Annotated in this window: 13 protein-coding genes; 5 read left to right on the top strand and 8 right to left on the bottom strand. The window is 65.8% G+C overall.

Translation table 11 applies throughout. From position 1 onward, the window contains the following. Window positions 1–37 precede the first annotated feature (37 nt). The 4 genes from ACMGDH_RS12045 (at window position 38) to ACMGDH_RS12030 (ending at window position 5,149) form a co-directional block, all read left to right on the top strand. Window positions 38–904: an energy transducer TonB gene (locus ACMGDH_RS12045; RefSeq protein ID WP_436828165.1), complete on the top strand. Its 867-nt coding sequence runs from the start codon at window positions 38–40 to the stop codon at window positions 902–904. 75 nt (window positions 905–979) lie between these two features. Further along, window positions 980–2,389, top strand: a complete 1,410-nt coding sequence (locus tag ACMGDH_RS12040) for a M16 family metallopeptidase (RefSeq protein ID WP_436828164.1) — start codon at window positions 980–982, stop codon at window positions 2,387–2,389. Beyond that, entirely contained in the window at window positions 2,389–3,807 is a 1,419-nt protein-coding gene (locus ACMGDH_RS12035) for a M16 family metallopeptidase (protein ID WP_436828163.1), read from the top strand. Before ACMGDH_RS12040 ends, ACMGDH_RS12035 begins: the two co-directional genes overlap by 1 nt. A 115-nt stretch (window positions 3,808–3,922) precedes the next feature. Next, window positions 3,923–5,149, top strand: a complete 1,227-nt coding sequence (locus ACMGDH_RS12030; protein ID WP_436828162.1) for a hypothetical protein — start codon at window positions 3,923–3,925, stop codon at window positions 5,147–5,149. A 351-nt stretch (window positions 5,150–5,500) separates the two neighbouring features. On the opposite strand, the gene rplL is transcribed toward ACMGDH_RS12030, so the two are convergent. From rplL to ACMGDH_RS11990, 8 genes are all read right to left on the bottom strand, one after another. Beyond that, a complete protein-coding gene (gene rplL, locus ACMGDH_RS12025; protein WP_436828161.1) occupies window positions 5,501–5,884 on the bottom strand; it encodes a 50S ribosomal protein L7/L12 in 384 nt (127 codons plus the stop codon). Between the two features lie 53 nt (window positions 5,885–5,937). Continuing rightward, complete coding sequence (gene rplJ / locus ACMGDH_RS12020; RefSeq protein ID WP_436828160.1) at window positions 5,938–6,453, bottom strand: 50S ribosomal protein L10; 516 nt, start codon at window positions 6,451–6,453, stop codon at window positions 5,938–5,940. A gap of 362 nt (window positions 6,454–6,815) precedes the next feature. Further along, window positions 6,816–7,508: a 50S ribosomal protein L1 gene (gene rplA / locus ACMGDH_RS12015; protein ID WP_436828159.1), complete on the bottom strand. Its 693-nt coding sequence runs from the start codon at window positions 7,506–7,508 to the stop codon at window positions 6,816–6,818. Between the two features lie 4 nt (window positions 7,509–7,512). Then, the gene (rplK, locus tag ACMGDH_RS12010; RefSeq protein WP_436828158.1) at window positions 7,513–7,944 is read right to left on the bottom strand and encodes a 50S ribosomal protein L11; all 432 of its coding nucleotides are present in this window, start codon (window positions 7,942–7,944) and stop codon (window positions 7,513–7,515) included. 194 nt (window positions 7,945–8,138) lie between these two features. Further along, complete coding sequence (locus ACMGDH_RS12005) at window positions 8,139–9,788, bottom strand: hypothetical protein (RefSeq protein WP_436828157.1); 1,650 nt, start codon at window positions 9,786–9,788, stop codon at window positions 8,139–8,141. A 120-nt stretch (window positions 9,789–9,908) separates the two neighbouring features. Beyond that, window positions 9,909–10,913 (bottom strand): BamA/TamA family outer membrane protein, encoded by a 1,005-nt coding sequence (locus ACMGDH_RS12000; protein ID WP_436828156.1) that lies wholly within the window; start codon window positions 10,911–10,913, stop codon window positions 9,909–9,911. Window positions 10,914–11,228: 315 nt separating this feature from the next. Next, window positions 11,229–11,660: a hypothetical protein gene (locus ACMGDH_RS11995; RefSeq protein WP_436828155.1), complete on the bottom strand. Its 432-nt coding sequence runs from the start codon at window positions 11,658–11,660 to the stop codon at window positions 11,229–11,231. Continuing rightward, window positions 11,653–12,066, bottom strand: a complete 414-nt coding sequence (locus ACMGDH_RS11990; RefSeq protein WP_436828154.1) for a MerC domain-containing protein — start codon at window positions 12,064–12,066, stop codon at window positions 11,653–11,655. The genes ACMGDH_RS11995 and ACMGDH_RS11990 overlap by 8 nt, the downstream gene beginning before the upstream one ends. Before the next feature lie 73 nt (window positions 12,067–12,139). Between ACMGDH_RS11990 and ACMGDH_RS11985 the strand changes: the two genes are divergently transcribed. Further along, window positions 12,140–14,215 carry a TonB-dependent receptor domain-containing protein gene (locus ACMGDH_RS11985; protein ID WP_436828153.1) on the top strand — a complete coding sequence of 692 codons (2,076 nt, stop codon included), beginning with the start codon at window positions 12,140–12,142 and terminating at the stop codon, window positions 14,213–14,215. The last annotated feature ends 10 nt before the right edge of the window (window positions 14,216–14,225 follow it).

Genomic DNA, 14,225 nt, shown 5'->3' with positions numbered 1-14,225 from the left:
GCTCGCTAGGCTGGCGAGGCCGAAAGGGGGAATCGGAATGAAGATGTGGCATATCGCGTTGGCGCTGGCTGCCACGGCTTCGGGGGTTGCTGCCGCAAAGGACCGCGAGCCTGAGGTGTTGACGCGCACGGGCAAATGGGTGGTCGACTATGACCGTGACGGTTGCCATCTGTTCGCTCAGTTCGGCAGCGAAGACGCGCAGGTGGTGGCGCGGTTCACGCGCTATCAGCCCGGCGACGGCTTCGACCTGTCGCTCTACGGCAAGCGGTTCCAAGGCAATGATTTCAAAGCCGAGGGCGAGATTGACTTCGGCCTCGCGGACGCCCCGGCAGAGACATCGCTGATGTACGGCAACGCCGGAAAAATGCGCGCCGCGTTCTTCCGGTCCATGCGCCTCGACGGCTGGGCGGGGCAGTCGGAAATGGACGTGGCGCCCAAGGTCCGGCCCGAGCAGGAGGCCGCGGTCAAGGGGGTGACGGTGGACATTCAGGGTAAGCGTCCGTTCCGCCTCGAATTTGGTTCGCTCGGCAAGCCGTTCGAGCAGATGCGCCACTGCATGGACACGCTCGTCGAAAGCTGGGGCTATGATCCTAAAGTGCAGGCCGAGCTCCTGCGCCCCGCTTCCGCTACCACCCCGCCGTTCCGATGGCTTTCGCCGAGCGACTATCCCCTAGGCGCGCTTCGCATGGGGCACAACGGCATCGTCCAGTTCCGGCTCGACGTGGATGCCGAAGGAAAGGTCGGCGGTTGCCACGTCCTGGCGCGAACCAGCCCGGACGATTTCGCCGACGCGACCTGCCGTGCCGTCACCCGTCGTGCGAAGCTCCAGCCCGCGCTCGATGCTCAGGGCAAGCCGGTTCGCTCCTTCTATGTCCAGAAGGTGATCTGGCAGGTGGGCAGCTGACCTGCCCCTTGCCATCGTCCACATTTGCCGTACTAATCCACCAACACAGCTCCTGAGTCCGAGGGGGACAGATCAATGAAGCAATGGAGCCTCGCGCTCGCGCTTGCGGCCACTGCGCTTGCGGGTCCGGCAGTGGCGCAGAGCGCGCCGCCGGCCGCCGCGGCGAGCAAGCTCAATGTCGAGATGCAGTATTTCACGCTGCCCAACGGGCTGCGCGTGGTGCTCACCAAGGACAGCATCGCCCCAACGGTGACGGTGGCAGTCTATTACGGCATCGGCTTCCGCATCGAGCCCAGGGAGCGCACCGGCTTCGCGCATCTGTTCGAGCATCTGATGTTCCAGGGATCGAAGCACGCGCCCAAGGGTGTGTTCGACACCACGATCACCAATTCGGGCGGGGTGAACAACGGATCGACCCGCTTCGATTTCACCAATTATTACGAAGTCACGCCCTCCGGCGCGCTCGAGCGGTTGCTGTGGCTGGAGGCCGATCGCATGGCCAATCCGGTGATCGATGAGACCGTGCTCAAGAACCAGCAGGGCGTGGTGGGCAACGAAGTGAAGGTCAACGTCCTCAACCAGCCCTACAGCACCTGGCCGTGGATCGACCTGCCGATGCTGGCCAATACCAACTGGTACAACAGCCACAATTTCTACGGCGACCTGAAGGAGATCGAGGCGGCGACCGTGCCTGACGCCAAGTCGTTCTTCGACAGCTTCTACCGCCCCAGCAACGCCGTGCTCGTGATCGCGGGTGATCTCGATTACGCCGCCACCCGCGCGATGGTGGAGAAATATTTCGGCTGGATGCCGAAGAAGCCGGCGGTCACACTGCCGGACATCTCCGAGCCGCGCCAGACCGAGGAGAAGTTCAGGAGCCGCGTCGACGCGCTGGCGCCCAAGCCCGGCTTCGCCTTCGGCTATCATGTGCCCAGGCGCGGCACCCCCGAATGGTATGCGATGGGGCTGATCGATCAGATGCTCGTCCAGGGCGACGACAGCCGGCTCTACACCAAGCTGGTCCAGGAAACGGGGATCGCCGGGGAGGTGGACGGCGGGATCAACTGGGGCCTGGGCGACATGTTCGACTATAACGGCCCGATGCTGTGGAGCGTCAACTTCACCCACGATCCGCAGCACAGCCGCGCTGCGATCACCGCCGCGATCGATAGCGTGATCGAGGAGCTGCGCGCGAAGCCGGTGACCGCCGAGGAGCTGGCGCGGGCGCGCACCAAGATGCGCTCGGAGCTCTATTCGACGATCGACTCGGGCGGCCGCATCGGCCTGGTCAACCTGCTCGCCTCCTACGCGCTGTTCGACAATGATCCGCAGGCGATCAACCGGATCGAGGAGGGCTTCGCGCAGGTGACGCCCGCGCTGATCCAGAAGACCGCGCAGGAATATCTGCGCAAGACCAACCGCTCGATCTACGCAATCGAGCCGGGCGCCGCTGCCGGCGCCGCCAAGTCGCAGGGAGCCCAGTGATGCGCCGGACGATCAACCGCACGCTGCTCGCGATCTGCCTCGCATTCGCCGCTGCTCCGGCGCTCGCGCAGGACTTCCCACCGCCACCGCCGATCGCCGATCCCAAGCCGTTCCGGCTTCCGGCGACCGAGACCTTCACGCTGGCGAACGGGATGAAGGTCACGCTGGTCCCCTATGGCATCGCGCCCAAGGCCGTCGTGTCGCTGCGCGTCCGCGCGGGCAACGCGACCGAAGGCGAGGCCACCTGGCTGTCCGAAGTCACCGCGGCGATGATGAAAGAGGAGGCAGGGGGGCGTTCGGCCGGCCAACTCGCCACCGCCGCCGCATCGATGGGCGGGGACCTCGACGTCAGCGCCGGGCTCCAGTCGACTCAGGTCACGATGAACGTGCTTGCCGAGCACACGCCCGAGGCCATGGCGCTGATCGGCGATGTCGCGATCCGTCCCGACTTTCCGGCGGGCGAGCTCGCGCGGGTCAAGGCATCGCTCGGGCGCCAGCTGGCAGTCGCGCTTTCGCAGCCCGGAACGCTCGCGGACGTCGCACTCGGCCGCACCGTCTATGGCTTGAACCACCCCTATGGCCGGACGATCCCCAGCGAAGCGCAGCTCGCCGGCTACACGATCGACGACGTGAAGCGCTTCCACGCGACTCAGTTCGGAGCGAAGCGCGCGCACCTCTATGTCGCGGGCAAGTTTGACGCGGCGGCGGTCAAGGCGGCGGTGCAGAAGGCTTTCGGCGGCTGGGCGGCGGGTCCCGATCCGCTCGTGCTCACCAGCCCGCACGCACCCGGCCCCAAGGTGATCCTGGTCGATCGCCCCGGCGCGCCGCAGACCACGCTGCGCCTCTCCTTCGATGCGGCGCGCGCAGGCACCGATGCCGATATTCCCCAGCGCGTCACCAATGCGCTGCTCGGCGGCGCCTTCAGCTCGCGCATCACGCGCAACATCCGCGAGGACAAGGGCTATACCTATTCGCCGGGATCGGGGGTGACCTTCAATCCGGAGGAAGCGCTGTGGACCTTCGACGCGGACGTGACCACCGAAGCCACCGGCGCGGCGCTCACCGAAGTGTTCAAGGAGATTCGCCGGATGCAGAGCGAGCCTGCGCCCGCTGAGGAATCCAAGGGCATCCGCACCTATCTCGCGGGACTGTTCGCGATCCAGAACTCGACCTCGCCCGCGCTGGTCAACACGCTCGCGACGCGCGACACGCTGGGGTTGCCGGCCGACTGGACCGATCGCTACGTTCCCGCGGTGATGGCGGTCGGCTCCGAGGCGATGATGGCTTCGGCCAAGGCCGGCTACCCGCTCGACAAGCTCACGCTCGTCGCGGTGGGTGACCTGAAGACGGTCGAGCCGCAGCTCAAGGCGCTGCCCGAGCTGGCGAACGTGCCGTTCCAGCGCGTTACCGTGCCCTGAGACGCTTTGGCAGGAGGGGAGGGCTTCGCCTTGCCTCTCCCGTCCGCGGCGAATCGAGGCTAAAACGCGCCGCGTGCAAGCTGCAATTCATCTTGGAGCGGCTACAGACGTAGTCGTGGACTATCGCAAGTATCGGACCGGACGCCTGATGGGCTGCGCCGCAGCGGCGGTGCTCGTGGCGCTCGCCGCGCCCACGCACGCGCAACAGACCGCGCCGGCTTCTCCGCCTGCGTCTGCGCCGACACCGACACCGACACCGGCGCCCACGCGCTCCGGGCCGCCGAACGTGATGTACCTGCCGAACGTAGTGCCCGAGCGTTTCTCGATCGGCGGTTCTCCCACGCCCAGCCCAACGCCGGTTGCCGTGCCGCCGCCCGTGGTCACCTCCACGCCAGCAGCGCGAACCAGCCCGGCTCAGCCGAGCGCGCGCCAGGCGCAGGCGCCGGTTCGGACCGCAACTCCTGCACCTGCGCCCGCTGCCACAGCCATACCGGCGACTGACGAGCCTGTGCTGCCGCAACCCGTCTCCACTCAGCCTGCGACCTTGCAGCCGGCTCCCGTTGCCACACCGGCGGCAGCGGCGCCGGCTGCCACCCCCGGTTGGCTATGGGCGCTTGGGGGCGCCGCAGGAACGGCGCTCCTGCTCGGCGCCTTCTGGGCGCTGCGTCGCCGCCGCACCGATCCGGAGGAGCAGGTGTTGGTGCCCGAGCCGGTCGCGGTGCCCGAACCTCCGCTTCGCGCGACTCCTCCGGGCCTCGCTCCGCGTCCCCAGCCGGCCTCGCCGCAGAGCGCTCCCCCGCCGCGGCATGCCCCGGCCGCGTCCATAATGCCCGCTGCCGCCTCGGATCCCTTCGAACTCGTCGTGCAGCCGTTGCGGGTCGAATTGAACGAGCAGGAAGTCGTGATCGAGATCGAGCTGCTGATCGGAAATCGCCAGTCGGCTTCGGCCGAGGCGATCCGCCCCTCGCTCGCGTTGATCAGCGCCAACCCCGATCAGGACCGCCACATAGCGGGTTTCCACGCCAATCCGATGGTCGATCCCGCGGGCCAGGCGTTCGATCTCGCTGCGGGCGCAGGCGGGCGGATGCCGGCGCGGCTGCGCATCCGGCGCGAGCATATCCATGTCGTCCAGGTCGGCGGCCGGCCGATGTTCGTGCCGATCGTGATGATCGATCTGCGCTGGCGCGGCGGCCTCAGCGTCCGCCGCTTCGGCTCGGACTTCATGATCGGAACGGCGGGGCAGGGCGCCAAGCTCGGCCCCATCTGGCTCGATCGTGCCCAACTCGCCGCGCCGCTCGCCGCGACACGCTACGTTCCCCGCCCAGCCCCGGTCGCAGCCTGAGCGTGTGTGAATTTGCGCGCTTAAAGTAGATTATTGAGAGGTTCGCGGCGGTTTTCCTAGACAGCTGCCATGCTAGCCAAACAAATCGCCGACCTCCTCGAAGCTCGCAGACCCCAGGCGCTCTGCGATGCTTGCATAGCTGGCGAGCTGGGTGTCCATGCACGCCGAGTGACGACGCTCACCGAAGCCTTCGGCATCACCAACGATTTTACGCGCGTCCCGGCGAACTGCCCGAACTGCAGTGAGCAGGGATGGACGATCCGCGCTGGCGGCACACAATAGCCGTTTCCGAACGAAAAAGGGCGGCCCCGCGGGACCGCCCTTCTTTTTCTGCAAGCAAGCAGAAGAGGCTTACTTGACCTCGACGGTCGCGCCGGCTTCTTCGAGCTGCTTCTTGATCTTCTCGGCTTCGTCCTTCGACACGCCTTCCTTGACGGCCTTCGGCGCGCCCTCGACGAGAGCCTTCGCCTCGGTCAGGCCGAGGTTGGTGATCGCGCGGACTTCCTTGATGACGTTGATCTTCTTGCCACCGTCGCCGGTGAGGATCACGTCGAACTCGGTCTGCTCTTCGGCAGCCGGCGCACCGGCGCCCGCGCCACCAGCGGCCGGGCCGGCAACGGCGACGGCAGCGGCGGCCGAGACGCCCCACTTCTCTTCGAGAAGCTTCGAGAGCTCGGCGGCTTCGAGAACGGTCAGCTCGGAGAGCTGGTCAACAAGAGCGTTAAGGTCAGCCATGATATACTCCAATCAATTCAAATAGGTTAGGGAATGTAATCCAAGAATGCCGTTCAGGCGGCGTTCTTCTCCGCATAAGCCGAGAGAACGCGAGCGATCTGCGCTGCCGGCGCCTGCGTGATGGTCGCGAGCTTGGTCGCCGGAGCGACCAGCAGACCCACGAGCTTGCCACGCAGCTCGTCGAGCGAGGGCAGCGACGCGAGCGACTTGATGCCTTCGGCGTTGAGCAGCTGCGCGCCCATCGCTCCGCCGACGATCTCGAGCTTGTCGTTCGTCTTGGCGAAGTCCACGATCACCTTGGCCGCAGCCACGGGATCGGTGGAGGTGGCGAGCCCCGTCGGACCCGTAAGCAGGTCCGCGATCACCGAATAATCGGTGCCCTCGGTGGCAATCTTGGCAAGCTTGTTCTTCGAGACCCTGTAGCTCGCACCGGCGTCGCGCATCTTGTTGCGGAGGTCCGTCGACTGCTTGACGGTCATCCCGAGGTTGCGGGTGATGACCACCACGCCGACCTCGTTGAAGGTGCGGTTCAGCTCGGCAACGGCTTCGGTCTTCTGGGAACGATCCATGCCGGTCTCCTCGTTATGAGCCTCCCGCAAGCGAGAGACCCGGTTACATAATAGTCCGAGGGGAAGGATCGTCAGCGCCAGAGCCTAACCCTGGCATGACCCGGACGCTCCGAACGTGCCGGAAGCGCCGATGAAATCTGTCCCCGTCTAGGCGAGAGATCAAGGCCGGCAAATTCCGGCCACTCGCTGTCTCGGACGGTACGCAAGGGCGGCAAGCCACCCGAGCGAAGGCGCGCACATAACGGGAATTGCCGGAGAGTCAACTTTTACGTGACTTTCACGTATCCCGTGAGAGCTGGACAAAAAGAAAGGGCCCGGGTTGCCCCCGAGCCCTTTCGCTTTGCTTGTCCTGGGACTGGCGATCAGACCGTGGCGACTTCCGCCACGTCGACCTTCACGCCCGGGCCCATCGTCGAGCTGAGCGCGACCTTCTTCAGGTACTTGCCCTTGGCGCCCGCCGGCTTGGCCTTGACCACCGCGTCGACCAGCGCGTCGAAGTTCGCGCGCAGGTCCTCCGCCGGGAACGACACCTTGCCGATGCCCGAGTGGATGATGCCCGCCTTCTCGACGCGATACTCGACCTGACCGCCCTTGGCGGCCTTCACGGCCTCGCCGACGTTCATGGTCACGGTGCCGAGCTTCGGGTTCGGCATCAGGCCCTTGGGGCCCAGCACCTTACCGAGACGGCCGACCAGGCCCATCATGTCAGGCGTGGCGATGCAGCGGTCGAAGTCGATCTTGCCGCCCTGAATGGCTTCCATCAGGTCTTCGGCGCCCACGACGTCCGCACCCGCGGCAGTGGCTTCGTCGGCCTTGGCGCCACGGGCGAACACGCCCACGCGCACGGTCTTGCCGGTACCCTTGGGCAGCGTCACGACGCCGCGGACCATCTGGTCGGCGTGGCGCGGATCGACGCCCAGGTTGAGTGCGACTTCGACGGTCTCGTCGAACTTCGAGGTCGCGTTCGACTTCACGATCGCGATCGCCTCGTCCACGCCGTGGAGCTTCTCGGCGTCGACGGTCCAGGTCTTCTGCTTCTTGGTCAGCTTTGCCATGTCCTTAGCCCTCCACAACCTGAAGGCCCATGGCCCGGGCGCTGCCCTCGATGATCTTGGTCGCGGCGTCGATGTCGTTCGCGTTGAGGTCCTTCATCTTGGCCTCGGCGATCTGCTGGAGCTGCGAGCGCTTGATGGTTCCCGCCGAAACCTTGCCTGGCTCCTTCGAGCCCGACTTCAGGTTCGCGGCCTTCTTGAGCAGATAGCTCGCCGGCGGCGTCTTGGTCTCGAACGAGAACGAACGATCCGCATAGACGGTGATGACGGTGGGCAGCGGGGTGCCCTTCTCGACTTCGCCGGTCTGGGCGTTGAACGCCTTGCAGAATTCCATGATGTTCACGCCGCGCTGACCCAGAGCCGGGCCGATCGGCGGAGACGGATTTGCGGCGCCGGCCGGCACCTGTAGCTTGATATAGCCGGTAATCTTCTTTGCCATGTCACTCTCTTTCCAGGGATCCGCACTCGAGTGCGAAACCCTTGATCAAGTTTAGCGGTACAAGCGGGCGCCGGTTTAGGGGCACCCTCCCGCAGGGTTTCCAATGCTGTTGCTTTGGAAGGCGGCGCCCCTAGCGCAAAGCGCGATCAAGCGCAATCGCGTTGTTGGGGCGCCTGCTCCTGTTGGACCTGGGCTTATGCCTTCTTCCGCTGCTGCTCTTGCTTTTCCTCGTAATAGAGCGGCCCCAGCGCATCGATGATCGTCATCGCGTCGAGCGCGCGTTGGGGTTCGGCGCCTGCATCCACGCAACGGATCGTCAGCTCGGTCTTGTATCCGTGCGGCGTCGAATTGATCTCGACGCCATATTGCATCGTCCGCATCACGCGCGTGAAATCCTTGCGCTCGACGATCACGAATCCCGGCTTGCCCGCCGCGCGTGCGACCTCGGCGGCGCGCAGCAGCGTCATCTCCTGCACCAGCGCGGCCGAGGGCGTGGCGCCGATGAACTCGACCTTGATCGTGCCGTCGGCGTTCTCGGTGGTTCGGAAGCCATCGGTGCGGTCGATCCCGCCGAGCAGGCTCGTCCCCATGCTCAGCACGCCGCCCACCAGCGCGCCGAGGATATTGGGCCGCGCACGCTCGTAATCGACCACGGCGCGCGGCGTCTCCGGCGCCAGCAGCGCTTGCGGCACGACGCTGGCGAGCGCTTCCTTGCGCTGCTCGTCGAGCGCCGCGGCGAAAGGCGCCACGTCCGGTATCAGCCCGGCATTCTCCGCCGGGGCTGCCGCCTTGAGCGCGGTAAGCAGCTCTAGGGTCAGCGCGTCACGCGGCATCGGCGAGGCGACCAACGCGCCGATCGCATCGGAGGTTCGGCCCTCGGCGACCGCGATGCGCGCCTCGATCTGACGCGCGCGAGTCTCCACAAACTGATCGATCAGCTTCGCTCTGGAGGCCACAAACTCGGCCATTACGTCGCCTTCGCCCTTGGGTGGCGACGTGCCGACATGGGTCCGAGCTTCGGCAAGGCTGTGCCGTGCGCCTTCAGCATCTCCCGTCACGGCGCGCGCATAGGCGATGTAGAGTGATGCGAGCACCGCGAACATGAAGTCCGTCGATCCGTCGCCAGCGGCCAGGAGCGCCACCGGCGTCAACGGTTCACTCGGCCACGCGATCTTCACCGCCGGCGCCAGCGCCAGAACGCCTGCGAAATTTCCGATTTCGGCCTCGCTGAGCAGCGCGGTTCTGGCGATGACTGGCGATAGCCGCGCCTGGCCGATCCAGGGGGAAGGGGAAGCGGTCCCCACCGGCCGAGCTGCCTGCAGCACGGTTGCGGCTACCTGCTGCACCTGCAGCGAATAGGGGCGTGCCTCCATCGCGGCGCTGGCCAGCGGCAACGCGCGTTCGAGATCGCCGCTGCGCGCGAATGCCAGGGCCCGGAGAAGGTTGAGCGAGACTCCCATGCTGCGCTGGTAGAAGCGATCAGCCGAGATCGGCGCTGCCACCATTTCGGCGGCGTTTAGATCGTCGATCGCCTTGGATGTCTCGCCCTGCTGAAGATATGCCGCTGCACGCGCGCGCAACAGATGCACGTGCCGCAGCGTCTGGGTCGGCAGCAGCCGCTTGCTCGCCAGCGCGCGCGTGCATGCCGCGATCGTCAGCGCAGGCGCTTTGGACACGAAGGACGCGAACCGCCCCGTGCCTGCCTCGCCGCGCATCCCGTCGCTCTGCTTGCCGGGATGGACCCGCCCGTCGCATGTCTCGAAATCCGTCTTGTCTGACGCCTGCGCCGGAAGCGCAGCAAAAACCCCTAGCGCGACCAGCGCGCCGCTTGCACGAAGCCCCATATTTTCCCCCGCCCGTTACCCACATAGGGCTAATGGGGTGCCACCATCACGGCAATCGAGAAATCGTTCCATGCTCGTCCCGAAACGATCTACTCGGCAACTGGAGCGGCCTCCTGGATTTCAGAAGGCTTCGCCGATGCCGAAGTAAAAGGCCGGGCCGTCCTTTCCCCATGCCACGTCGGCGCGCAGATTTACGTTGGAGCTCTTGGAGGCGAGATAGCGCAGCCCCACGCCGCCCGAGGCCAGTACAGTGCTGTGCTTCCAGATCGCCTTGGTATTCTCCGCGATCCCGCCGACTCCGCCGAACACCGCCCCGCCGAAGCGACCGAACAGATGCTGGCGCACCTCGGCCTGGATCGCCCAGCTCGCTCCGTCACGGTAGCGGCCGGTCTCGTATCCGCGCAGGTCTCCCTGCTGGCCGAACATGCACAGGTCGTAATAGGGCGCATCGTCCGACGCTCCGCACAATTGCTTGCGGACCCCCACTACCGCCGTGCCCAGCGGGAAATAAGCATTGCCGGCGAATTGCAGCTTGTTGTGCGTGAAGTCGCTGCCGAGCCATTCCACGCCGTAGAGCTTCGAGCCGGTGGCATAGACTCCCTTGCGCGGGTTGGTCGAATTGTCGCGAGAGTCGAAGGTGAAGGCGGGGCCGATCATCGATATCTTGCTCTCGCGCTGGAGCTGGCTGGGGATCTGGACCGGGCTGTCGGGAGGAAGCGAGGGCAGGTCCACCGATGCGTTGATGTCGAGATAGAGATAGCGTGCGCCCAGATAGAGGTGGCGCAGGAATCCTTTACGGAAGATTTTGAATTCGCCGTCCGCCAGCCCCATGAACGCCTTGTCGTGCAGATCGACCGAGACGCCCGCCGAGCCGGCGTTGGGACCAATGCCATAGAAGTTGAGGTTGACCTCGCCATAGCCCGCAAAGGCGAGCGCGCGCACTCGGTCGCCCGCTGCCGACATCGAATGGAACGCGCCTACACCCCAGCTCTTGGTGCTTGTGTATCCGCCTCCTATGCCGCTGATCCACGGCTGTGACGCGCGGTTCGGATTGTAGAACAACACCGCGGTGGCGGCGAGCCCGGTGCCGAATGCCGGGTTGGAGACCGGGATAGGCGCTACCACCAGATCAGGCTCGCTGCTCGGCGGAGGCGGCGGTGGATTGGCGGGTTGGCGCGGGTGGTCTGGCGTGTCGAGCGTCTGCGCCTAGTCGGCTACGTCCTTGGCCAATGTATTCTGCGCCGCGGCAGGCCATGCGCAGCCCAGAAGGCCCATCAGGGCGAAGCAATGCAGACCGACCTTCATGCGCGGCTCCGTCTAGGTTCGGAGCCGAGCATAGGTTTGCGGGGCGGGGGCATAATCGGGAGAAGCCCTGTCTTTGGCCCGAGGTTTCCCTGCGGGCTTCATGCCGGCTGGAGCGGTTCGGCAGGCCTGCGCCGGTCAATCCGCCATTCCGCCAATGCAGGGTGCGCAACGGCCCGGGACCTCGCAGATCAGCCGTGACGGCGCGAAGCCCTCCCGCTGGCAGAGCGCGGATGTGCTCATGCGCAGCGAGGGCAGGGGCAGCTTTTGCACGGCGCCGCAGCTGGAGCAGACGAGCAAACAATCTGCGTCGGCACCGCCGGGAATATAGGCGCCGAGAAGCTCGACGCGCTTGGCCGCCTCGCGGCGTATGAGCCTTGCCAGCACGCGATGGAGCTGCATCCGGCGCAACCGCCAGCCCATTTTCTCGCTACGGCGCTCGAGCTCCCCGATGGTGAGCGGTCGGTCGCCGTGGGCGAGCAGCTCCAGCACCATCGCATCGAGCGTGGCGGGCGATCTTCGCTGCGTATCCGCCTTCGGCAAAAGAGCGCGCGCCGACCTCTCACCCATGGCGCCCAGCGCATTTGCGCAGCCGCCAGTTGAGCGCATGGCCAGCGACGAGCATCAGGCTTCCCGCCACCGTCAGCACCGTTTCCGCGCCTTCGCCCATCACCGGCAGCAGTCCTGCCACCAGGCTGGCGCTGCCCGAAAGCCCGAGGAGGACGGGAAGCGGTGCGCGATGCTGGCGATAGCCGTGCCGGAAAGCGATCAGCGCGGCGGGCAGTGCCACGGCCAGCGCGGCACCGTGGAAGGTCGGCGAGCCGACAAACAGCCCCAGGATTCCCGGCAGGAGCAGCAGCAGGAACGGCAGTACGAGGCAATGGATCAGGCACAGGAACGATGCGGAGACCGCTATTCCCTCGGAAATATCGGTCAGCCGGTTCCGCCGCGCGCGCACCGGGTTCGCCTCGTTCATGACTACGTCCTTGATTAGATGATATATCATCTCTTAATAGGCCGTCGAGCTAATGAGCAAAAGGGGTGAAATCATGAAAAATCGCATTCGTCTTCTGTGTGCGGTCTCGTTCGGGGCGCTCGCGCCGGGCGTCGCCTTTGCCCAGGCGGGGAGCCATTCGGAGGGCGATATCGTGATCACTGCCGCGCCGCTCGGGCAGCGCGCGGACGAGACCGCGACGCCGGTGGTGACGCTCGCAGGCGAGGAGCTGGTGCACCGCCGTCAGGCGACGCTGGGCGAGACGCTGGCCGGGCAGCCGGGCATCCATTTCGAGAATTTCGGCGGAGGCGCGAGCCGTCCCGTGATCCGTGGCCAGACCTCGCCGCGCGTGCAGGCGCTCAGCGACAGCTCAGCCATTCAGGACGCCTCGGCCATTTCGCCCGATCACAACATCACGACCGAACCGCTGCTGCTGCGCGACATCGAAGTGCTCCGCGGCCCTGCCGCGCTTCTTTACGGCAGTGGCGCGACCGGCGGCGCGATCAACCTGCTCGACGACAAGGTGCCGACCGCGCTCCCCGAGGGCGGCATTTCGGGCGCCATCGAGGGGCGGCTCGGCACGGCCGACGACGAGCGGTCGATCGTGGGCGGCGTGACCGCGGGCGTGGGGCCCTTTGCCTTCCGCGTCGAGGGCGTGCGGCGCGAGTCCGACGACTATTCGGTGCCGCGCTTCGGCGCCAGCACCGTCGAAGGCTCCTACAACGATACCTCGACCGTGAGTGTGGGCGGTTCATGGGTGGGGGCAAACGGCTATCTGGGTGTCGCCTATACGCGCCAGCGCAGCGAATACGGGCTGCCGGGGCATAGCCACGATTATGAGGACTGCCATCCGCACGGCACCAGCCTCCATTGCGGCGGCCACGGTCATGACGAGGACGACCACGATCATGATCACGACCATGACCATGAGCACGAGGAAGTCCCGTTCGTGAAGCTGCGGAGCGAACGCTTCGATATCCGCAGCGACTATCGCGATCCGCTGCCGGGGCTGGAGAAGCTGCGTTTCCGCCTCTCGTTCACCGATTATGAGCACGACGAGATCGAGCATGAGGAAGTCGCCACCACCTTCAAGAACAAGGGCTACGACCTGCGGCTCGAGCTGACGCACAAGCCCATCGCGGGCCTGCGCGGCGTGTTCGGCGTGCAGCGCTGGGAAAGCGATTTCGAGGCGCTCGGCGAAGAAGCTTTCCTGATCAACACCGATACCAAGAATACGGCGCTGTTCCTGATGGAGACGCTGCCGCTCGGTCCGGTCCGGCTCGAGCTTGCGGCGCGGAAGGAATGGCAGGAAGTGAAGCCGGAAATCGGCTTCTTCCCATCGGTGAAGCACGATCCCTCCTCGGTCTCGGGCGCCGCGATCTGGGATGTGGACGGCGACTATTCGGTCGCGCTCTCGCTCGCCCGGTCGCAGCGTGCGCCAAGCGTTCAGGAGCTTTATGCCTATGGCGTCCACCTCGCGACCAACACCTTCGAGATCGGGCTGGTCACCGGCAACGCGCTTCTCGGAACCCAGGCCTCGCTCGATGAGGAGACCTCCAAGTCGATCAACCTCACGCTGCGCAAGACGCGCGGGCCCACCAGCTTCACGATCGGCGCCTATCATCAGGACTTCGACAACTACATCTATGCCCAGACGCTCGATCAGTTCGAGGGCTTCCGCCTGATCCGCTATGTCGGCGCGGGTGCTACCTTCACCGGCGTCGATGGCGAGATCCGGCACCAGTTCACTCCTGCGCTCGCGGCCTCTGTGTTCGGCGACTATGTTCGCGCCAAGCTCAAGGATGATCGCGGCAATCTCCCGCGCATTCCGGCGGGGCGGCTCGGCGGGCGTGTCGATGCGCACGTCGGTGGCTTCACTGCCGATGCCGAATATTATCATGTATTCGAGCAGGACGAGGTTGCATCCTACGAAAGCCGAACCCAGGGCTATGATATGGTCAACGCCACGATCGCCTATCGAGTCGATCTGGGCGGGCGCCGCAATGTCGAGCTGTTCGCCCGCGCGACCAACCTCACCAACGCGCTCGCCTATAACCACACGTCGTTCATCAAGGACGCATCGCCGCTGCGCGGGCGCAATCTGGTGATGGGCGTCAGGGCGGGCTTCTAGCGGCCGGCGG

It is taken from the genome of Sphingomonas radicis (genome assembly GCF_051400635.1).
Lineage (GTDB): Bacteria > Pseudomonadota > Alphaproteobacteria > Sphingomonadales > Sphingomonadaceae > Sphingomonas.
This window is presented reverse-complemented; position numbering and strand designations above follow the sequence as displayed.

What these genes read in the sequence shown, in the direction of transcription:
- ACMGDH_RS11995 (WP_436828155.1), bottom strand. Translation starts at nt 11,660, where the DNA reads ATGGGTGAGAGGTCGGCGCGCGCTCTTTTGCCGAAGGCGGATACGCAG.
- ACMGDH_RS12040 (WP_436828164.1), top strand. Translation starts at nt 980, where the DNA reads ATGAAGCAATGGAGCCTCGCGCTCGCGCTTGCGGCCACTGCGCTTGCG.
- ACMGDH_RS12045 (WP_436828165.1), top strand. Translation starts at nt 38, where the DNA reads ATGAAGATGTGGCATATCGCGTTGGCGCTGGCTGCCACGGCTTCGGGG.
- ACMGDH_RS12005 (WP_436828157.1), bottom strand. Translation starts at nt 9,788, where the DNA reads ATGGGGCTTCGTGCAAGCGGCGCGCTGGTCGCGCTAGGGGTTTTTGCT.
- ACMGDH_RS11990 (WP_436828154.1), bottom strand. Translation starts at nt 12,066, where the DNA reads ATGAACGAGGCGAACCCGGTGCGCGCGCGGCGGAACCGGCTGACCGAT.
- ACMGDH_RS12035 (WP_436828163.1), top strand. Translation starts at nt 2,389, where the DNA reads ATGCGCCGGACGATCAACCGCACGCTGCTCGCGATCTGCCTCGCATTC.
- ACMGDH_RS11985 (WP_436828153.1), top strand. Translation starts at nt 12,140, where the DNA reads ATGAAAAATCGCATTCGTCTTCTGTGTGCGGTCTCGTTCGGGGCGCTC.
- rplK (WP_436828158.1), bottom strand. Translation starts at nt 7,944, where the DNA reads ATGGCAAAGAAGATTACCGGCTATATCAAGCTACAGGTGCCGGCCGGC.
- rplA (WP_436828159.1), bottom strand. Translation starts at nt 7,508, where the DNA reads ATGGCAAAGCTGACCAAGAAGCAGAAGACCTGGACCGTCGACGCCGAG.
- rplJ (WP_436828160.1), bottom strand. Translation starts at nt 6,453, where the DNA reads ATGGATCGTTCCCAGAAGACCGAAGCCGTTGCCGAGCTGAACCGCACC.
- rplL (WP_436828161.1), bottom strand. Translation starts at nt 5,884, where the DNA reads ATGGCTGACCTTAACGCTCTTGTTGACCAGCTCTCCGAGCTGACCGTT.